The sequence below is a fragment of the Pseudomonas sp. NY15437 genome (assembly GCF_048068435.1).
GTDB classification, from domain to species: domain Bacteria; phylum Pseudomonadota; class Gammaproteobacteria; order Pseudomonadales; family Pseudomonadaceae; genus Pseudomonas; species Pseudomonas nitroreducens_B.
In genome coordinates, this window is record NZ_JBLUQC010000022.1 from 15,881 (window position 1) to 34,383 (window position 18,503).

18 protein-coding genes are annotated in these 18,503 nt (G+C 60.4%); 9 read left to right on the forward strand and 9 right to left on the reverse strand.

Annotation, left to right across the window (positions count from 1 at the left end; translation table 11 throughout):
• Positions 1-8: 8 nt before the first annotated feature.
• The 9 genes from ACNFIA_RS30060 (at position 9) to ACNFIA_RS30100 (ending at position 9,741) form a co-directional block, all read left to right on the forward strand.
• Positions 9-686, forward strand: a complete 678-nt coding sequence (locus ACNFIA_RS30060; protein ID WP_416790729.1) for a type 1 glutamine amidotransferase domain-containing protein — start codon at positions 9-11, stop codon at positions 684-686.
• Between the two features lie 10 nt (positions 687-696).
• Positions 697-999 (forward strand): DUF1330 domain-containing protein, encoded by a 303-nt coding sequence (locus ACNFIA_RS30065; RefSeq protein WP_124082547.1) that lies wholly within the window; start codon positions 697-699, stop codon positions 997-999.
• Positions 1,000-1,071: 72 nt separating this feature from the next.
• Complete coding sequence (locus ACNFIA_RS30070; RefSeq protein ID WP_416790731.1) at positions 1,072-1,893, forward strand: NADPH-dependent oxidoreductase; 822 nt, start codon at positions 1,072-1,074, stop codon at positions 1,891-1,893.
• 16 nt (positions 1,894-1,909) lie between these two features.
• Positions 1,910-3,103 (forward strand): L-dopachrome tautomerase-related protein, encoded by a 1,194-nt coding sequence (locus tag ACNFIA_RS30075; RefSeq protein ID WP_416790732.1) that lies wholly within the window; start codon positions 1,910-1,912, stop codon positions 3,101-3,103.
• Between the two features lie 113 nt (positions 3,104-3,216).
• Positions 3,217-4,317 (forward strand): NADH:flavin oxidoreductase/NADH oxidase, encoded by a 1,101-nt coding sequence (locus ACNFIA_RS30080; protein WP_416790734.1) that lies wholly within the window; start codon positions 3,217-3,219, stop codon positions 4,315-4,317.
• Positions 4,318-4,386: 69 nt separating this feature from the next.
• A complete protein-coding gene (locus ACNFIA_RS30085) occupies positions 4,387-5,778 on the forward strand; it encodes an NAD-dependent succinate-semialdehyde dehydrogenase (RefSeq protein WP_416790735.1) in 1,392 nt (463 codons plus the stop codon).
• A gap of 90 nt (positions 5,779-5,868) precedes the next feature.
• Positions 5,869-6,993, forward strand: a complete 1,125-nt coding sequence (locus tag ACNFIA_RS30090; protein WP_416790793.1) for an alkene reductase — start codon at positions 5,869-5,871, stop codon at positions 6,991-6,993.
• Positions 6,994-7,077: 84 nt separating this feature from the next.
• On the forward strand, positions 7,078-8,250 hold the full coding sequence (locus ACNFIA_RS30095) for an MFS transporter (RefSeq protein WP_416790738.1): 1,173 nt from the start codon (positions 7,078-7,080) through the stop codon (positions 8,248-8,250).
• A 213-nt stretch (positions 8,251-8,463) separates the two neighbouring features.
• Positions 8,464-9,741, forward strand: a complete 1,278-nt coding sequence (locus tag ACNFIA_RS30100; protein ID WP_416790740.1) for an outer membrane protein transport protein — start codon at positions 8,464-8,466, stop codon at positions 9,739-9,741.
• 57 nt (positions 9,742-9,798) lie between these two features.
• Here the strand turns inward: ACNFIA_RS30100 and ACNFIA_RS30105 are convergent, their stop codons facing one another.
• From ACNFIA_RS30105 to ACNFIA_RS30145, 9 genes are all read right to left on the reverse strand, one after another.
• Positions 9,799-10,767 carry a GTP 3',8-cyclase MoaA gene (locus tag ACNFIA_RS30105; RefSeq protein ID WP_416790742.1) on the reverse strand — a complete coding sequence of 323 codons (969 nt, stop codon included), beginning with the start codon at positions 10,765-10,767 and terminating at the stop codon, positions 9,799-9,801.
• The gene (locus ACNFIA_RS30110; RefSeq protein ID WP_416790745.1) at positions 10,764-11,102 is read right to left on the reverse strand and encodes a putative quinol monooxygenase; all 339 of its coding nucleotides are present in this window, start codon (positions 11,100-11,102) and stop codon (positions 10,764-10,766) included. The genes ACNFIA_RS30105 and ACNFIA_RS30110 overlap by 4 nt, the downstream gene beginning before the upstream one ends.
• Before the next feature lie 25 nt (positions 11,103-11,127).
• The gene (locus ACNFIA_RS30115) at positions 11,128-12,315 is read right to left on the reverse strand and encodes an XdhC family protein (RefSeq protein ID WP_416790747.1); all 1,188 of its coding nucleotides are present in this window, start codon (positions 12,313-12,315) and stop codon (positions 11,128-11,130) included.
• 13 nt (positions 12,316-12,328) lie between these two features.
• Positions 12,329-13,549: a cytochrome c gene (locus tag ACNFIA_RS30120; protein ID WP_416790750.1), complete on the reverse strand. Its 1,221-nt coding sequence runs from the start codon at positions 13,547-13,549 to the stop codon at positions 12,329-12,331.
• A 10-nt stretch (positions 13,550-13,559) separates the two neighbouring features.
• Positions 13,560-15,752 (reverse strand): molybdopterin cofactor-binding domain-containing protein, encoded by a 2,193-nt coding sequence (locus tag ACNFIA_RS30125; RefSeq protein WP_416790752.1) that lies wholly within the window; start codon positions 15,750-15,752, stop codon positions 13,560-13,562.
• Positions 15,739-16,206 (reverse strand): (2Fe-2S)-binding protein, encoded by a 468-nt coding sequence (locus tag ACNFIA_RS30130; protein WP_124082560.1) that lies wholly within the window; start codon positions 16,204-16,206, stop codon positions 15,739-15,741. Before ACNFIA_RS30130 ends, ACNFIA_RS30125 begins: the two co-directional genes overlap by 14 nt.
• A gap of 88 nt (positions 16,207-16,294) precedes the next feature.
• The gene (locus tag ACNFIA_RS30135) at positions 16,295-16,537 is read right to left on the reverse strand and encodes a hypothetical protein (protein WP_052267723.1); all 243 of its coding nucleotides are present in this window, start codon (positions 16,535-16,537) and stop codon (positions 16,295-16,297) included.
• Between the two features lie 126 nt (positions 16,538-16,663).
• Complete coding sequence (locus tag ACNFIA_RS30140) at positions 16,664-17,701, reverse strand: NADP-dependent oxidoreductase (protein ID WP_416790755.1); 1,038 nt, start codon at positions 17,699-17,701, stop codon at positions 16,664-16,666.
• A gap of 126 nt (positions 17,702-17,827) precedes the next feature.
• Positions 17,828-18,412, reverse strand: coding sequence for a TetR/AcrR family transcriptional regulator (locus tag ACNFIA_RS30145; RefSeq protein ID WP_124082582.1), 585 nt, complete (start codon positions 18,410-18,412; stop codon positions 17,828-17,830).
• Positions 18,413-18,503: the final 91 nt, after the last annotated feature.

The window sequence follows — 18,503 nt, forward strand, 5'->3', positions numbered from 1 at the left end:
AAATCCTCATGAAGATCCTCGTCGTCCTAACCTCTCACGACAAGCTGGGCAACACCGGTGAGCCGACCGGCTTCTGGCTCGAAGAGCTGGCAGCGCCTTACTACGCCTTCATTGATGCCGGTGCAGAACTGACCCTGGCATCTCCCAAAGGCGGCCAACCGCCGCTGGACCCGAAAAGCAATGTTCCCGATTTTCAGACCGAGGCTACTCGCCGTTTCGAGGCTGATCCGATTGCCACCCAGGCACTGGCCAATACGCAGAAGCTGAGCGACGTCAGCGTCGGCGGGTTCGATGCAATCTTTTACCCGGGGGGGCATGGCCCGCTGTGGGATCTGGCCGAGGATCCCTCCTCGATTGCCCTGATCGAGAGGGCGATCCAGTCCGGTAAGCCCGTTGGCGCTGTCTGCCATGCTCCGGCTGTGCTTCGTCACGTCAAGGGAGGTGATGGCAAGCCACTCGTGTTCGGTAAAGCGGTCACCGGATTCAGCAACAGCGAGGAAGACGCCGTAGGCCTGACCCAGGTCGTGCCGTTCCTGGTAGAGGACATGCTCAAGGCGAACGGTGGGCGCTATACCAAGGCTGCCGACTGGAACTCCCACGTGGAAGTCGATGGGCTGCTCGTCACCGGTCAGAACCCGGCTTCCTCCGAAGCGACAGCTCGCGCGCTGCTGCAGATCCTGAGCTAAGGAGGCCCGGATGTCCGCCTTTGTGGTCTTCACCCGCGAGCGCACGACTGACGCTGCCGAACTGCAATGTTATGCGCAGGAGGCTCCGGCCGCACGAGAAGGCCATGACGTCACCCGTCTGGCCTTCTACGGTCAGTTGGAAGTGTTGGAAGGTGCGCCAATCGAGGGGGCAGTCATCCTACGCTTCCCGGATATGGCAGCCGCTCGATCCTGGTACACCAGCTCAGCCTATCAGGCGGCATTGCAGCATCGCCTCAAGGGGGCGGAGTACCGCGTCTTCCTAATCGAAGGCACTGACATTTCACCAGCCTGACCAGCCCGCACAAGTCGCGATCAGCGTTGTTGATCACGACTTGTGCAGGCACCCTCCCCCGGGAATTACACCATGAACCTTCAACACGAAGTTCTTGATGCCTGGCAAGCCCGTTATGGCGAGCCAGCCGCCCTACCCATGCCCGACATGTTGATCGGGCAGATTCTTCGGCATCGCTCGGTACGTGCCTACAGCGATGTGGCTGTTGATGAGCAAACATTGAATTGGGCAATCGCCGCAGCCCAGTCAGCCTCGACCTCCTCGAACCTGCAAGCGTGGAGCGTGCTCGCTGTGCGAGATCGCGAGCGTCTGGCGAGACTCGCCCGGCTGTCCGGAAACCAGCGCCATGTTGAGCAAGCTCCCCTGCTCCTGGTCTGGCTAGTGGACTTGTCGCGTCTACGCCGGTTAGGCCAAGCCCTGCGCGCGCCAACAGCGGGTACCGATTACCTGGAAAGTTACACAGTCGGTGTCGTGGATGCGGCGCTGGCCGCTCAGAACGCCGCGCTCGCTTTCGAAGCCCAAGGACTGGGAATCGTCTACATCGGCGGCATGCGTAATCACCCGGAAGCAGTGGCTGAAGAATTGAACTTGCCGAGTGGCACCTTTGCAGTGTTCGGCATGTGTGTCGGCTATCCCCATCCGGAACAGCCCGCCGAGATCAAGCCGCGCCTGGCGCAATCCGTAGTGCTTCACCGCGAGCGCTATGACGCCGCCGCCGAGGCGGAAGCCGTTGCTGCCTACGACCTGAAGATGAGTGACTTCCAGCGGCGTCAACAACGCGATGATCGTTCCTGGTCGAGCCAGGCTGTGGAGCAAGTACAAGGACCGGATTCACTGAGCGGCCGACACCGCTTGCGTGATGCTTTGAACGCGCTGGGTTTCGCCTTGCGCTGATATGGAGAGGTATCCCATGCCAAGTTCGGCAGCCCAGAATCGGGGCACTGGTTCCCGAAGACTTCGCTTTGTCGTGGTGTCGCTGCTCTTCGCTGCGGCGGTAGAGGCCCAAGCATCACAGTCTGCGAGCGACATCGCTCCTGCCAAGGCTCAAGTCAGCAATAGCATTCGGCCAATTTTCGCCTTCAAAGGAGCGATGCCAACAGGCATAACGGTCAGCGAGGATGGTCGGTTTTTTGTCAATTTTCCGCGTTGGGGCGATGAAGTGCCCTACACCGTCGGAGAGATTCGAGGACAAAACGTTGTTCCCTATCCCGACTTGACAATCAATCAGCAAGACTTGGCGAATCCAGGGCAAGGTCTCATCAGCGTGCAAAGCGTGGTTGCCGATCAACGGGGCAGCCTCTGGATTCTAGATACGGCGGCGCCCGGCCTCGGACAGCCCATCCCCGGTGGCGCCAAACTGGTCCAGGTAGACCTGAAGACCAACAAGGTCGTGCGCCGACTGGTGCTTCCCGCATCCGCAGTGCTGCCTACAACCTACCTCAACGATGTGCGCTTTGACTTCCATGTTGGTTCTGCCGGCTATGCCTATATCACCGACTCCGCAAGCCGGGGCCCAGCGGCTCTGATAGTGGTGGATCTGGCCAGCGGCGATGCATGGCGCCGGTTGAGTGGCCATGTATCGGTCCAGCCGGATCCTGACTTTGTGCCGCAACTGGAAGGGCAGGCGCTAATGCTCAGGTTGCCGGGTAAGACGCCCTCCCGATTCGCCGTGGGGGCCGACGGGATAGCCCTGTCGAAGGATGGTGCAACGTTGTACTACTCGCCCCTTTCAAGCCGACACTTATTCTCGGTCCCTACCAAATTGCTGCGTGATCGAAGCCTCGCGGACGGCGAGATCGCGACCGCCGTACAAGATCTTGGGGAGAAAGGTGCCTCCGACGGCATAGAGGCCGACTCATTGGGTCGCATCTACGCCACCGATTACGAGCAAGGTTCCATTCGCCGCCGTGATGCCGCAGGGCATTGGACGACACTCGCTCGAGATCCGCGGATCCAGTGGCCAGACACCCTCGCTCTGCACGGTGGTTGGCTCTACTTCACCGCCAACCAATTGCACCGACAGGCGCTATTTCACGATGGCAAGGACGAGCGAGTGAAGCCCTACATGCTCTACGGGCTGCAGTTGGACGACCCTGCTCTCTGAACTGACTCCCGGCTGACTTCCACATATCGGCCAAGCGTTACCGACGCTCCATTGCAAGGCTCCAGCCAGGCGATGTGGGTGAGCTTTTCCCTGAATTCAATCGGAGAACCAAGATGTCTGCGCTTTTCGAACCATTCGAGCTCAAAGGCACTCTTCTACGCAACCGGATTGCCGTACCGCCCATGTGTCAGTACCTCGCCAACGAAGGGCTGGTCAACGAGTGGCACTATGCCCACTACGCGGGTATAGCCCGTGGTGGCGCAGGGCTGGTGATAGTGGAAGCGACCGCTGTTTCCCCCGAAGGGCGCATCACGCCCGGCTGCGCGGGGTTGTGGAGCGACGAACAAGCTGCAGCATTCGTTCCTGTTGTTCAGGCGATCAAAGCTGCCGGCTCCGTGGCAGGCATTCAGCTCGCTCATGCAGGTCGCAAGGCCAGCGCCAATCGCCCATGGGAGGGCGATGACCATATCGCCGACGACGACCCTCGAGGCTGGCAAACCATCGCACCATCGGCCGTCGCTTTTGGCGCTCATTTGCCGAAGGTCCCAAAGGCGATGAGTTTGGACGACATTGCGCGAGTGCGTGAAGACTTCGTTATGGCAGCACGCAGGGCCTTGTCAGTGGGCTTTGAATGGCTAGAGCTGCATTTCGCGCACGGCTACCTGGGCCAGAGTTTCCTCTCGGCACACGCCAACCGGCGCACCGATATCTACGGTGGTTCTGCAGAGAACCGCGGTCGATTCCTAATCGAAACGCTGTCCGCGGTACGCGAAGTCTGGCCAGACAATCTTCCACTGACGGTACGGCTCGGCGTTATCGAGTACGACGGGCAGGACGAGCAGACCTTGCTCGAAGCCATTGCCCTGATTCGAGGCCTCAAGCATGCAGGCGCCGATCTGATCGATGTGAGCATGGGATTCAACATCCCGGACGCAGACATTCCTTGGGCTCCCGCATTCCTTGCGCCAATCGCCGAACGGATTCGTCGTGAGGCTGATATTCCCGTTGCAACAGCTTGGGGTATCGACTCCCCCGCCCTGGCCGACCGCGTAGTACGCGATGGACAGGTGGACCTGGTCATGGTCGGCCGCGCCCACCTCGCTGATCCGCATTGGCCATATGTGGCTGCCCGCGCCCTAGGTCTTGAGCGCCCAACATGGGTGCTGCCGGCTCCGTATGCCCACTGGCTGGAACGCTACACACCAGTTGAATGAGCTGATTTTCAACTCCTGGCTGGACCTCTCGCACGGTAGAAAATTTCATTCCACAAGAAGGTGAAACACATGGCCTACGCCACTATCAACCCTTATACCGGGGAATTGCTCAAGACCTTCCCCGAGGCTACTGACGCTCAAGTCGAGCAGGCGTTGGACGATGCCCACAACGCGTTCCTCGACTGGAAAGAGCGCTCCTTCACTGAGCGCGGCGACATTCTTCAGCGGGCCGCCGACCTGCTTCGCAGTCAGGCCGACGACTATGCTCATCTGCTGACCTTGGAGATGGGCAAGATCACTGCAGAAGCTCTCGGGGAGGTCGAGATCTCGGCGCGCATCCTGGAGTACTACGCCAAACATGCAGAAGCACTGCTGGCTCCCGAAAAACTCCCAGTGGCGGATCCCTCGGAGGGAGATGCAACGCTTGTTCACGAGCCCCTGGGTATCATCCTTGCCATCGAGCCGTGGAACTTTCCTTACTATCAGATCGCGCGCATCCTCGCGCCGCAATTAGCCGCCGGCAACACCTTGTTGCTCAAGCACGCATCAAACGTACCCCAATGCGCCGCAGCCTTTGAGAAGTTGCTCCACGACGCCGGATTGCCCTCGGGCGCATTTCGCAACTTGTACGCCACGCGTCGACAGATCGAGACCATCCTCAATGACGACCGCGTCCATGGTGTGGCTCTGACCGGTTCCGAAGGGGCCGGTGCAATCATTGCCGCGCAGGCTGGCAAGGCACTGAAAAAGTCGACCTTGGAATTGGGTGGTGCGGACGCCTTCATAGTGCTGCGCGACGCGGAGTTGGAAAAGACGGTGAGATGGGCTGTGCTCGGACGTCACTGGAATGCGGGGCAGGTTTGCATTTCCTCAAAGCGCATGATTGTGGTGGACGAGGTCTATGACGAGTTTCTGCGTCTCTACACGGACGGGGTAGCCCAGCTCAAGGCCGGAGATCCCTTTGCCCCGGACACCACGCTGGCACCGCTGTCCTCGCAGGCCGCGGCTGACGATCTTCGGCAGAAGATCCGCGACGCCGTCGAGGACGGTGCAACAGCCATCGAAGTTGGGCCCAAGGTGCCGAGTCAGGGCGCCTTCGTTCAGCCAACTATCCTGACCAACGTAACCCCTGAAAATCCGGCCTATTACTGGGAGTTCTTCGGTCCCGTCTCGATGATCTTCCGCGCCAAGGACGAGCAGGACGCCGTGCGTATCGCCAACGATTCGCCGTTTGGTCTGGGCGGCTCGGTGTTCACCGCCGATGCCAAGCACGGTGCCGAGGTGGCCAAGCGCATCTCCACTGGCATGGTGTTCGTTAACCATCCCAGCACCTCAAAAGCCGATCTGCCCTTTGGTGGCATCAAGCGCTCTGGCTACGGGCGCGAGCTCATTGGCCTGGGCATCAAGGAATTCGTCAACCATAAGCTGATCGACGTCGTCGATATCGACGCGCCCTTTTAATCCCGACTACCTCCTGACCTCCTGCCGTTTTGGCGGGAGGCGGGTCCCTATTGCCAATACCGGACGCACTTGCACTTCGAGACCATAGACATGAGTACCCAGAGCTTCTTTCAACCCGTGAAACTCGGGCGTTATACCCTAAGCAATCGCATCACCTTACCTCCGCTGACCCGCCAACGCAGCAGCCAGCCCGGAAATGTGCCCAACGAACTGATGGCGTCCTATTATCGGCAACGCGCCAGTGCCGGCCTTCTGATCAGTGAGGGGGCCCAAATCGAGCCGCGGGGCCAAGGGTACGCCTGGACACCAGGCATCCATACCCCCGAGCAGATCGATGGTTGGCGTAAGGTCACAAATGCCGTGCACGCGGAGGGAGGCATCATCTTCGCTCAGCTCTGGCATGTCGGCCGGGTGTCACATACTTCATTGCAACCCAATGGCGACGCTCCTGTCGCTCCCTCGGCCATTCCTGCGAATCAAGTCAGCGTGTTCATCGAGACGGGCCCTGGCACAGGCACCTTGGCTACTCCTTCAATACCGCGCGCCTTGAGCACGAAAGAAGTGAAGGAGCTAGTACAACTCTACGCCCAAGCAGCCCGGAATGCCTTGGATGCAGGTTTCGACGGTGTGGAAATTCATTGCGCCAACGGGTATCTGGTCAATCAGTTCATTTCTGCACAAACCAACCAACGCGACGACGAATATGGTGGTTCGCTTCAGAATCGACTGCGTTTCCTGCGCGAGATCGTCCAGGCCGTGGTCGGTGTGGTAGGCCCCGACAGACTTGGTGTCCGCTTTGCGCCGCTGTTCGCCAGTACCGATGAAGCGCGTGTCTACCTAGGGCTTGTCGAGGAGGACCCGCACACCACCTATATCGAGGCCATCAATATGCTGGAGGCCGCGGGCATCGCCTACCTTTCGATCGCCGAGGCCGATTGGGACAACGCTCCGGATCTGCCTGAAGACTTTCGCCGAGACGTTAGAAACGCCTTCAGCGGTTGCATCATTTACGCCGGTCGCTATACCGCGACACGTGGCGCGAACATTCTGGAGGCGAATCTCGGCGACCTCATCGCCTTCGGGCGCCCCTTCATTGCCAATCCCGATCTGCCGGCGCGTATCGCCCACGGCTGGCCGTGGAACCCGCTGGACCCTGAGACCATGTATGGCGGGGCCGAGGCTGGTTACACGGACTACCCGACTTACGCCGACTGAGCACCTGCCGGGTGGCAAGCATTGGCTGCCCGGCCCTCTTCCCTCCCAGCCTTCGATAACTGTCGCACGAAAAATAGGACGCAGATGACTCAGTTACTGGCCCTTACCCTGGGCATGTTCGCTATTGGTACCGGTAGCTTCGTCATGGCCGGTATCCTGCCAGGCATGGCGTCTTCGCTCGATGTAGAGGTGGGGGCCGCTGCACGTATGATCACAGCCTTCGCGCTGACCTACGCCTTACTGACACCCTTCGCGGCCACGCTGACTGGCAACCTGCCACGCAACCAGGTCATGCTGAGCGGTCTTTTGCTCTTCACTCTCGGCCACCTGGCGGCTGCTGTTGCTCCGACCCTGCCATTCGCGCTTGCCGGCCGCGTACTTTCCGGGCTGGGCTCCGCTGTCTTCATGCCTCTGGCGGGTGCCTCAGTGACAGCCCTGGTTCCTCGCGAGCAATGGGGACGAGGTCTGGCCATGGTCATGGCTGGGCTCAGTGGTGCGACCGCCGTGGGCGCTCCGCTGGGAACACTGATTGGTAGCGGCGGTACAGCATGGCGATTGACCATGTGGTTTGTCTCCGCGCTGGGTCTTCTGGCGATGCTCGGTATTGCAACGTGCCTACCGGAAATTCCGAAGCAAGCGAGCATTCGCATACGTGATCGCCTCGCCCCCATAGCCGACGTGCGCATTCTCGGAACATTGCTAACCACAATGCTGATCATGGTCGGCGCCTTCACGATTCACAGCTACTCGAGCATCATTTTCCAGCAAGCTACGCATGGTAATGCGAAGCTCCTGGCGATACTCCTGGCCATCTGGGGACTTGCTGCTACCGTGGGAAATCTCGCCTCGGGAAGCCTCACCGACCGACTGGGGGGACGCACGATCATCAACATCGGTCTGTTACTGCTGATCACCGACTTCGCTCTGCTTCCCTGGAGCAGCCAATATCTCGCCACCGCCATACTTGCGCTCGTCATCTGGGGCGTTTGCGGCTGGGGTACGCTGATTCCCTTACAGCATCGCTTGGTCAATGCCGCACCTAAAAGTGCAGCGGTGGTACTCGGCTTGAATACCACCGCCATTTATCTCGGCGTGTCCGCATCAGCTGCTATTGGAGGGATGGTAATTGGAAAGCTTGCGCTTGCTTACCTGGAGTTCGTTGCCGCCTCCTTCGTGCTGGCGGGATTGGTTACTGCGGAATGCATCATCCGGTTATCCGATCCGCAAGCCGCATCATCCGGCATGCCGATCGATTGATCTGCTGGCCTGTTGTTCAGGATCATGAATCTGTCACTTTGGATCATTGCAAGGTTGAAAGACGGCGACCTAATCTTATCGCTGATAAGATCGTGACATAACTGAGATCGACCTCCCCTCGCCCCCCCAAAAAAAACGCTTCATTCGTGACACCTTTCTCCGGTCTGGTAGGCAGGAGGGGCAGTCGCGCTTTTCCTGTTCGGAGTACTCGCAGTGAACAAACACCTGATTCAGGGCGCCTTGGCATTCACGGCTAGCGCGCTGTCGCTGAACGCCTCTGCCAATGGCATTGCAATCAACGAACAAAGCGCCAGCGGTGCTGGAACAGCTTATGCTGGTCGTGCGTCCTCGGCTCTGGATGTCAGTACCCTTTATGGCAATCCGGCGGGGCTGTCCAAACTGAAGGGCACGCAAATCAGTGCCGGTCTTGCTGTCGTCGATGCGAAAGATGACATCAGTGGCGCTCAAAGCGCTGCGGCAGGTACCAGCAAGGGGGACTCGGTCCCGCTGGCCGCGGTGCCATTTGCCTACCTTGCCACCCCTATTGATGACCGCTTCAGCTTCGGCCTCGGTATGTACGTTCCCTATGGCATCATCAATGACTACGAGAGCCGCTTCCAAGGCCGGTACCATGGGTCTTACAGCAAGGTACAGGTGATCACTGTGCAGCCGACGCTGAGCTACAAGATCAACGATCGGTTTGCCATTGGCTTTGGCCCCACGTTCAACCGCATCGAAGGCACCTTGAAGAACGATCTGGCCACCGCGGCGCTGAATCCGGGCAAGGGAGATGCGCGCCTGAAGATCGAGGGGGATGACACCGCCGTTGGTTACAACATCGGTCTGCTGGTCGACCTGGACGATGCCACTCGCTTCGGCATGACGTATCACTCCAAGGTCGATTACCACCTGAAGGGGCATACCCAAGTCGAGAACTCGCCGTCCTTCCTCGGTCTGAATGGTAAGTACGACACCAGCTTGGACGTCACGCTGCCCGAGTCGCTGGATATCTCCTTCACACATCATTTCGATGAGCGATGGACCGGCTACCTGGGAACGACCTGGACGCGCTGGAGCCGACTTGACCAGATCGAGGCCGTGAACAAGGGTGTGCCTGCATTGGGCCAGCGCCTAGGGTTCGAGCACATCGCCGAACCGATGAACTGGCATGACACCTGGGCGCTAGCGGTTGGTGGGTCCTACCAGCTCGACAACCAATGGATCCTGCGCGCGGGCTTCGCCTATGACCCATCCCCCACGACCAACGCTGATCGCACTGTCCGCATTCCAGTGGGAGATCGGAAAACGGTTACCTTGGGCTTTGGCTATTCACCAAGTGAAACCCTGACCTTGGATGTCGCCTACGCCTATCTTTGGGAAAACACCGCGTCGCTCCACCAGGCCAACGAATCCGGGTTACAGCCTGCATACAGCGCCAAGTATGACAATAGTGCGCACGGGCTTACCGCCCAGCTGACCTATCACTTCTAGGCCGGCATACCAAACCCCTGGCCCCGAAAGGCGCCCGGGGATTCCGCGAAGCAAGTGCTATCCACCGACTGCCTTCATGATCAACCGGCTCCCCGTGAAGGCAACCTCCTGCTTGTCCGCAAGCGCCTTGCCGAGGAGCTGCCGAAGCGGACCTCTCGCCTCACTGAGCGGACGGTCGAGCAAGTCGCCCAGGTAGTGTTTATGCCCCGACGACAGGCAGCCATGGAGCCAGCCGGAGGAAGACAGTCTGAGCCGGTCGCAACCACTACAGAATGGGCTGCTCTCATTAGCGATGATGCCAAAGAAGCCTTGGGAATTAACTCGGTAACGTGCAGCGGTAGAGCCTGACGGAGTTTCCTCCGGCGTAAAAGCGTAGCGCTGGCCAATGAGATCCAGAAGCTCCTGCTGACTGACGAACTGCCTGGCTAGCACATCTCTCTGGGAAGCCAGGTGCCCCATGCGCATGAGCTCGATCAAGCGCAGTTCAAAACCTTGTTCAAGGCAGAACTCAAGCATGGGTAACACCTGATTTAGGTTCTGGCCGCGCATCGGAACCATGTTGATCTTGATATCGATGCCCGCCAAGCGCGCCTGATCCAAACCCAGTAGCACACTCAGCAGATCCCCTCCTCTGGCAATCAGGCGAAAGCCGGCTGCGTCAAGCGTATCCAGCGAAACATTAATCCGCTTGATGCCAGCGCCACGCAGCAAAGGCAGTTTTCTCGCGAGCAACTGTCCATTGGTTGTGAGGCTGAGGTCTCTCAGACCTAGGGTGCTGGCCCCTTCGAGCAGTGGGCCAAGCTTCTCACTCAGCAACGGCTCACCACCGGTGAAACGCAACGCCTCGATACCCGCAACGTCGACCAGCATCTCGATGGCCCGGAGCATTGCTACTGCGGAAAGCTCATCACGCGCTGCCACCAAGCGACGGCCATCCGGCACACAGTAAGTGCAGGCGTAATTGCACGCAGCGGTCAGACTCACCCGGAGCTTGCGAAAGCGTCGGCCAAACCGGTCTGCTATCACTCCACGAGTCTCTTGCTTGAGGCCGAAGGTGCGTGGAGCTCCGCGTTCAACTCGTCAAGAAGGAATACTTGGCGATCGACCAACAAGTCGATGAGAGCATTGGCCATTGCCTTGTAATGCGGAGTCAGGCGATGCCGATCTATAGCTGCATGGTCCGCCCAACCTTCGATGAACACGAAGCGCCCCGGCTCGTCGAGGTCACGATGCAATACATAGGACAAGCACCCATTCTCGGCCCTCGATGGCAGGACACAGGCGCGCAGAATCCGCTCTACCTCCTGCTCTTTGCCGTCCCGTGCCAGTAGTACCGCAACAACCCGTATTTCTTGATTCATGTCGACTTCACTCGATGGTTGTACATCAGCGATGCAAAGCAAACAGCCGCCCTGCAGGAGAGTTGGTTCTTTCGCTCTCTGAGTCATCGCTAGTTAGCGAATCGATCTCGTGGATCTTCGAAGAGCGCAATCGCAGGCTTCCGCCAGTGCGGCTGTTGAGTACCGCTTGGATTTCCGCAAGTACTGCCATGGCTACGCTTTCCGGGGTGTCCCCGCCCAGGTCGAGGCCGATGGGGTAATGCAGGCGCTCCACGCCCGGCAACTCGCCCATGCCGGCCAATAGCCGCTCTGTCCGATCGCGGGGGCCTAATTGACCGACATAACAGGGCTCGCTTCGTAGGACGCCCTCCAGCCAGTGTGCGTCCTGCGCCAGGCTATGGGTCATCACGGCTACCGATGCACCTCGCACCAGCTCGGCAAAGGCAAATGGCTGCTGGACATCGCCCACAAGCACCTGATCGGCTTCGGGAAAGCGCTCGGTCCTGGCGAAGTGCGCTCTGCCGTCGATCACCGTGACGTGCCAACCCAGTTGCTTGGCCATGCGCACCATTGGCTGGGCATCGTGCCCGGCCCCGAATATCACCAGACGTCGAACCGCCGGCAGGTATTCCAGGAACACCTCGAGCTCACCTTGGTCGCAGTGATACAGCGCTCGTGAGGAGCGGCCCTGCAACAGTGCGCTTTGCAAGTTCCGACTTATCTGACCGAGCAGCGGGGAATGCAGCAGCTCGCCGGCGGCAGGCCGTTCCGGTGCCAGCAACAGGCGCGCCCCGACCGGAGGCGCGCCATCGCCACGGCTGGCGATCACGGTAGCAATGGCTGCCGGCTGCTGCGTGTCACGAACCTGGTCGAAGGTGTCGAGCAACGGACAGGGCCTGTTGGCCAGCAGCCGCTCGAACAGAACATGGACCTTGCCGTTACAGCCCAGGCCAAAGCTCAGCGCCTCTTCGCCGTCCTCATCCTCTACTGCAGTGCTGTAACTGCGCACCACGGGCCCTTTCTCTGTCAGCCACCAGGCTTTCCTGGCCACGTCCGCTTCCAGGCAACCGCCGCTGATGGTGCCCTCCGGACGGCCGAAGCGCGAGACCAGCATACGTGCGCCGGGACGCCGGTAGGCGGAGCCTTCGACCTTGACGACGGTGGCGAGCACGCTTTCCTGGCCGGTGTCGCGCTCGGCCAGCAGCGCATTCAGCAGTGAGATCAGGCTGGACATGGGCGACCTCCTGTCAATGCAGGGACTCGCCGCGGCGCGTGGCGACCGCCTGCGCCGACACCTGGGCGCCGCTTTCGCCAAAACGCTGCAGCAGGAAGGTGCTCAAGGCAGCAAGCTCCTGGTCGCCGTAGATCCTGCCGAACGCCGGCATGCGCCGATCCACACTGGCATTGGCCGAGCCGTGGCCGCTCAACAGCATGCCCAGAAGGTTGCTCGCGCTGGGATCGTTGAGTGTTTTCAGGCCCACCAGTGCTGCCGTGGGGCTCTGCGCACCGGAGCCATCCCAGCGATGGCAGCTGGAGCAGGCATCAGCGAAGAGCTTGTGGCCGAGCGGATTGTTTGACGTCTGCTCTACCACTGCTGGATGCTGCGGGCGCGCCGCGCCCTCATCCCGGGCTGGCGTGTCTTTGAGGTAAACGGCAATCGCCTGGCGGTCAGCGTCGCTCAGATGCTTCAGGCTGTGCTCCACCACCTCTGCCATGGGCCCGGCAGCAACGCCCCAGCCAGGTGCGGCGCCTTCTTTCAGGTAGCGAGCGAGCACGTCCACAGGCCAGGCGCCGACGCCGTGACTCGGATCGGAACTGATGTTGTAGGCGTTCCAGCCCTGGATCAGATTGCCGGCCAGCGAGCGGTCGGCGCTGACAGCCTGGAACAGATTGCGCGGCGAATGGCATTCGCCGCAGTGGCCCGGGCCCTCCACCAGATAGCGTCCGCGGTTCCACTCCGCAGAGCGCTGGGAGTCCGCCTGCAGGCGCTGATCATCGAGGAACATCAAGTTCCAGAAGACCATGCCCCACCGTTGGTTGTACGGAAAGCTCAAGGTGTTTTCCGGCGGCGTCTGGCTGACTGGCTCCAGACTGCCGAGGTAGGCCTTGATGGCCAGGATGTCATCCCGTGACATCTTCGTGTACGACGTATAGGGGAACGCGGGGTAATAGTGCTTGCCGTCGCGTCCAACACCTTTCTGCAGGGCACTGACAAATTCGTCATCGGTCCACGCACCAATGCCAGTGTTCTTGTCGGGGGTGATATTGGGTGAGAACAACGAGCCGAACGGCAGCTTGAACTCGACGCCACCAGCAAACGGCTTGCCGCCCGGTGCCGTATGGCAGGCCACACAGTCGGCAGCGCGGGCCAGGTATTCACCCTTTCTCAGCAGTTCGTCATCGGCCTGCACTGCCTGCGCCAGCAAAGCGCCGCCGGCCAATGCCATCAGGGTCGTTATTAGCTTCATTGGAGAGTCCTCAAACCGGGTAGTAGCCGGAACGGCTCAACGGCAGACGGCGAATACGCTTGCCGGACGCAGCATGCAGGGCGTTGACCAGCGCGGGCCCGATCAGGGCGGTGCCGGCCTCGCCAACGCCGCCGGGCGCTTCCAGGCTAGGCATCAGATGCACCTCCACCGGTGGCGCTTCGCTGATGCGCAGCTGCCGGTAGGTGTGGAAGTTGTTCTGTTGTACCTGGCCGTTCTCGACGAGGATCTCGTTAAACAACGAGGCGGACAGGCCGAACAACGTGCCACCTTCGATTTGCGCGATCACTGAGGTTGGGTTGGTAGCGAAGCCGCAGTCGACCACGCTGACCAGGCGCTTGATGCGTAAGCCCGAATCGCCGTGCATTTCCAGCTCAACGAGGGTCGCGACATAGCTGCCGAATACTGCGCTGACTGCCACGCCCCTGCCCTGCCCAGCCGGCAGCGGACGGTTCCAGTCGCTCTTCTCGGCAAGTAGGCGAAGCACTGCTTGGGCGCGAGGCTGGCCCTCCATCAGGCCCAGGCGGTAGCTCAATGGGTCGGCCTTGGCGTTGTGCGCCAGCTCGTCGATGAAACACTCCAATGCGTATGTACTACGCAACGGGCCCACACCGCGCCACCAGGAAACGGGGACCACCTCTGGATCCTGGCGTATGTAGCGCACTTGAAGGTGCGGCAGTCGGTAGATGGGATCGGTTGCCACTTCCACCGCGTCGGCATCCACTCCGCTGGGTGGCAGGCTGCCCACATAGCGAGCAAGGATTGAGGCGCCAGCGATGCGATGCTCCCAGCCCAGGGGACGGCCCTGCTCATCCAACGCGGCTTGCAGTCGGTCGGCGTAGAGCGGGCGGTAGAGGTCATGGGTCATGTCCTCCTCACGGCTCCAGATGAGCTTGATCGGGTAGCTTACCTGGCGGGCGATGGCGACGGCCTGGGTGATGAAGTCGAACTCCAGGCGCCGGCCAAAGGCACCACCGATCAATTGGTTGTGCACCTGGATCTTCTCCGCTGGCAGGCCGGTGACCTTGGCGGCAGTCTGTTGGGCGAAGACGGGTACCTGGGTTCCAACCCAGAGATCACATCCGTCGGTGCGCACATGGGCCACGCAACTCATCGGTTCCAGGGGGGAATGAGACAGCAGCGCTTGCTCGTAGACTGCCTCGAACTGACTTGCAGCCTGCTTCCTGGCCTGCTCGATATCTCCTGCACGCTTGGCCACCACACCATCGCGATTGCTCGCCTCGATCAGTGCCTGGTCCAATTGCTTAGAACTAGTCGCGGCGTGCGGCCCCAGATCCCATTCAATATGCAGGGCCTTGAGCGCCTGTTGGCACGCCCAGAAATTGCTCGCGGTGACCGCCACGGCATTATCCAGCCGCACGATATCGCGCACCCCGGGAACCTGGCGGGCCAGACCCTCATCGAGAGCGCGCAGGCGTCCACCGTGCACCGGGCAAGTGAGGCTGGAGGCGACCAGCATGCCAGGGACCTGCAGGTCGATAGTGAAACGGGCCTTACCGTTGATCTTGTCCGGTGTGTCCAGGCGGCGGGCGGGCGTGCCCAGCAGCTTGAATTGTTCCGGTGTTTTCAGCGGTACGTTCTGCGGCAGCGGCAAGCTCGCGGCGGCATCGACCAGTTCACCGTAATCGGCTTGCTGACCATCTGGCCCCAGCACTCGACCGTTCTCCGCGCGGCACCGGCTAGGCGCCACTTTCCAACGAAGTGCTGCCGCCTGCAGCAACAGAATGCGCGCAGTGGCCCCGGCCCGGCGTAGCGGCTCCCAGGTATAGCGGGTAGACGTGGAGCCTCCGGTCGCCTGGAACAGCAGGATACTGTCGGTGTACAGCGCCGAGTTTGGCGGTGCTTCCTGGATGCTCACGCGGTCCAGGCTCACTTCCAGCTCCTCAGCGACCATCATGGCGATACCGGTCTGGGCGCCCTGGCCCATTTCGATCTTTGGCGAGATCACCGTTACCCGACCATCCTGGGCCACCCGGACGAAGGCGCCAAAGCCATCCGCAGTGCGATCGCCCAGTTGTCCCGCAGCGGCGGCCTCAGCTGCGGCGCTACGGCTCACCAGCGGCGGCAGCCAGGTGCTCAGAACCAGTCCACCAAGGGCGACACCGCTACCCTGAAGGAGCCGGCGACGAGAAAGCGCAAGGGTTTGCTCGTCAGGCTTTTGCATTTGTCTTCTCCCCTACGCTCTTGATGGCCGCGCGAATGCGTGTGTAGGTCGCACAACGACACAAGTTGCCCGCCATGGCGGTGTCGATGGCCTGGTCGTCTGGGTGTGGCTGGTGCTGCAACAGGGCGGTGGCGGCCATGATCTGCCCAGACTGGCAGTAGCCGCATTGCACTACTTCGTGCTCCAACCAGGCCTGTTGCACGGCCTGGCCAACCGGGGTCTCGCCGATCGCCTCGATGGTAGTGATCGCACGCCCGGCCACGGCGGCCACCGGGGTCACACAGGCACGGATCGGTTGTCCATCGAGATGCACGGTGCAAGCGCCGCATTGGGCGATGCCACAGCCATATTTGGTGCCGGTCATGCCCAGGACGTCGCGCAAAATCCATAGCAGCGGCATGTCGTCGGGTACATCGACCTGCCGTGGTTGGTCGTTGATCGTTAACGTTTGCATGGTCTTTCCTCAGGCTGATTTTGGTAGCGCCGTCACCTCTTCTGTGACGGTCGTTGAGAGTGGGTCCTGGCAAGCGACCGCTCGCTCCTCACGGCTGGGGGCGGCGCACACGCGCAACCAGCCAGCCGGCCAAGGGGTAGGACAGCAACTGGGTAATGGGTACAAGAACGAGTACTTCGACCAAAACCGTGAGAGGGAAACTCAGGTGCCGAGTGAAAGGTGTCAGGATGCTGAGCACCACCAGCAAGGTCGGGTACAGCCCCAGGTAGCCCACCAGAATCCGTTTCAGCGCAGGGACCGATCTCAGTCCACTGCTGTTACGCGACTGCATGGAAAATTACCTTCAGGCGCTCTGCGCCAGTCGGGGGAAGAAACGCCCCGCCACCCAGGAGCTCGAGGTGGCGAGGCAAAACATTGACGCGCTTCTCTCTGGCGACCAGAGAACGAAAATGTCGCTTCAGTCATCCGTCCCCACACGGATCACCAACTTTCCAAAATTCGTTCCCTGCAGGAGGCCGATGAATGCCTGCGGTGCATTTTCCAGACCATCGACCAGCTCCTCGCGATAGTGGATGCGCCCTTCGGCGAACCATTTGCTGATGTCACGCTGGAACTCGTCGAAGTGGTGTCCGTAGTCGTCGAAGATGATGAAACCCTGCACTTTGATGCGCTTGCGCAGGATGGTGCCCATCAGTGCGGGCAGGCGATCAGGGCCTACAGGCAATGCCGTGTCGTTGTAGTGGGCGATGATGCCGCAGACAGGGATGCGCGCTTTCGTATTGAGCAGCGGGAAAACCGCATCGAACACCTTGCCGCCGACGTTCTCGTAGTAGATGTCGATTCCTGCCGGGCAGGCCTTGGCCAGTTGCTCGGCAAAGTCAGGGGCGTTGTGGTCAAGACAGGCGTCAAAGCCGAGCACATCCACCGCATGGCGACACTTGGCCTGGCCACCGGCGACGCCGACCACGTGGCAGCCTTTGATCTTGCCAATCTGCCCCACCGTGGCGCCCACGGGTCCCGTGGCCGCAGCGACAACCAGGGTCTCTCCCGCTTTGAGCTGGCCGATGTCCAGCAGCCCCATGTAGGCGGTGAACCCGGGCATGCCGAATACCCCCAGAGCGTAGGATGGGTGCTCGGGCGCGTCCCCAAGGTGCGTCAAACCGGTACCGTCGGACAGTGCATAGTCTTGCCAGCCGTTCGCGGAAAGCACCCAATCGCCGACCCGGTAGCCGGGATTCTTCGAGGCGACGACCCGACTCACGGTTCCCCCGACCATGACACCACCCACCTCGACCGGGGGAGCATAGGAAGGTGCATCACTCATGCGGCCTCGCATGTAGGGGTCAAGAGAGAGGTAGACAGTACGCAGCAGTACTTGCCCTTCTCCTGGTTCAGGGAGCGGGCTCTGTTCGACGCGGAAGTTCGCTTCTACTGGAGCTCCATGGGGACGCGATGCCAGGACGATGCTGCGATTGAACCGCTTGGATTGGGACATCATCAGACTCCTTTGCTCGGTGAGTGCGTAGGACAGCGCACTGTGTTTATGAATAATTAGACCGGTCAACTATTATCTATCGAAAAAATACCCGCCCAGTCGGGCGGGTATTCTTGACTAGGGCGCTTAGATTCCCAGCATGGCTTTAGTCGTTGCCATGGCATTCTCCAGAGGACGCCCGTTACGATGCAGCTTGCTCAACAGGCTTGCACCGAGCCACAACTGATACAGCGCCGTAGCTGTGCGGTGGGCATTGCCTTGAGTCAGAGACCCTTCGCGCTGGCCCTGCTCGATGCAATCGGCAAGTCGATCAATGATCCGATCGGCGCCATCACGCAAGGTGATGCGCATGGCCTCAGAAAGATCTGCAACCTCAGCGCTCAACTTGACCACCAGGCATTTTTGCTCGTCACAGGGCTCGCAATAGCTGTCCAACCACTTCTGCCAATATCCCATCAGCCGTTCACGGGCACTCTGCTCCGGAGCGGCGAACCGCTGATCCATATCGGCAAGATAATCATGGAAATAGTCCTCCAGCAGCGACTGCCCATACTGCTCCTTCGATTTGAAGTAGTGGTAGAACGAGCCCTTGGGCACGCCCGCCGTCTGCAGGATCTCGTTAAGACCGACACCGGTAAAACCTTTGACAGCCATCATTCGATGGCCGGTGTCGAGCAATTGCTGGCGGGTGTCGTCGTAGCTGGGTTTCATGGTGCGCAGGATATCCAAGATTAGACCAGTCGTCTAGATCATCAATACGATTGCACCATTATAAGCATTAGCGCTTGATTGCTGCGGAGCG

What these genes read in the sequence shown, in the direction of transcription:
- ACNFIA_RS30060 (WP_416790729.1), top strand. Translation starts at nt 9, where the DNA reads ATGAAGATCCTCGTCGTCCTAACCTCTCACGACAAGCTGGGCAACACC.
- ACNFIA_RS30065 (WP_124082547.1), top strand. Translation starts at nt 697, where the DNA reads ATGTCCGCCTTTGTGGTCTTCACCCGCGAGCGCACGACTGACGCTGCC.
- ACNFIA_RS30070 (WP_416790731.1), top strand. Translation starts at nt 1,072, where the DNA reads ATGAACCTTCAACACGAAGTTCTTGATGCCTGGCAAGCCCGTTATGGC.
- ACNFIA_RS30075 (WP_416790732.1), top strand. Translation starts at nt 1,910, where the DNA reads ATGCCAAGTTCGGCAGCCCAGAATCGGGGCACTGGTTCCCGAAGACTT.
- ACNFIA_RS30080 (WP_416790734.1), top strand. Translation starts at nt 3,217, where the DNA reads ATGTCTGCGCTTTTCGAACCATTCGAGCTCAAAGGCACTCTTCTACGC.
- ACNFIA_RS30085 (WP_416790735.1), top strand. Translation starts at nt 4,387, where the DNA reads ATGGCCTACGCCACTATCAACCCTTATACCGGGGAATTGCTCAAGACC.
- ACNFIA_RS30090 (WP_416790793.1), top strand. Translation starts at nt 5,869, where the DNA reads ATGAGTACCCAGAGCTTCTTTCAACCCGTGAAACTCGGGCGTTATACC.
- ACNFIA_RS30095 (WP_416790738.1), top strand. Translation starts at nt 7,078, where the DNA reads ATGACTCAGTTACTGGCCCTTACCCTGGGCATGTTCGCTATTGGTACC.
- ACNFIA_RS30110 (WP_416790745.1), bottom strand. Translation starts at nt 11,102, where the DNA reads ATGAATCAAGAAATACGGGTTGTTGCGGTACTACTGGCACGGGACGGC.
- ACNFIA_RS30115 (WP_416790747.1), bottom strand. Translation starts at nt 12,315, where the DNA reads ATGTCCAGCCTGATCTCACTGCTGAATGCGCTGCTGGCCGAGCGCGAC.
- ACNFIA_RS30120 (WP_416790750.1), bottom strand. Translation starts at nt 13,549, where the DNA reads ATGAAGCTAATAACGACCCTGATGGCATTGGCCGGCGGCGCTTTGCTG.
- ACNFIA_RS30125 (WP_416790752.1), bottom strand. Translation starts at nt 15,752, where the DNA reads ATGCAAAAGCCTGACGAGCAAACCCTTGCGCTTTCTCGTCGCCGGCTC.
- ACNFIA_RS30130 (WP_124082560.1), bottom strand. Translation starts at nt 16,206, where the DNA reads ATGCAAACGTTAACGATCAACGACCAACCACGGCAGGTCGATGTACCC.
- ACNFIA_RS30135 (WP_052267723.1), bottom strand. Translation starts at nt 16,537, where the DNA reads ATGCAGTCGCGTAACAGCAGTGGACTGAGATCGGTCCCTGCGCTGAAA.
- ACNFIA_RS30140 (WP_416790755.1), bottom strand. Translation starts at nt 17,701, where the DNA reads ATGTCCCAATCCAAGCGGTTCAATCGCAGCATCGTCCTGGCATCGCGT.
- ACNFIA_RS30145 (WP_124082582.1), bottom strand. Translation starts at nt 18,412, where the DNA reads ATGAAACCCAGCTACGACGACACCCGCCAGCAATTGCTCGACACCGGC.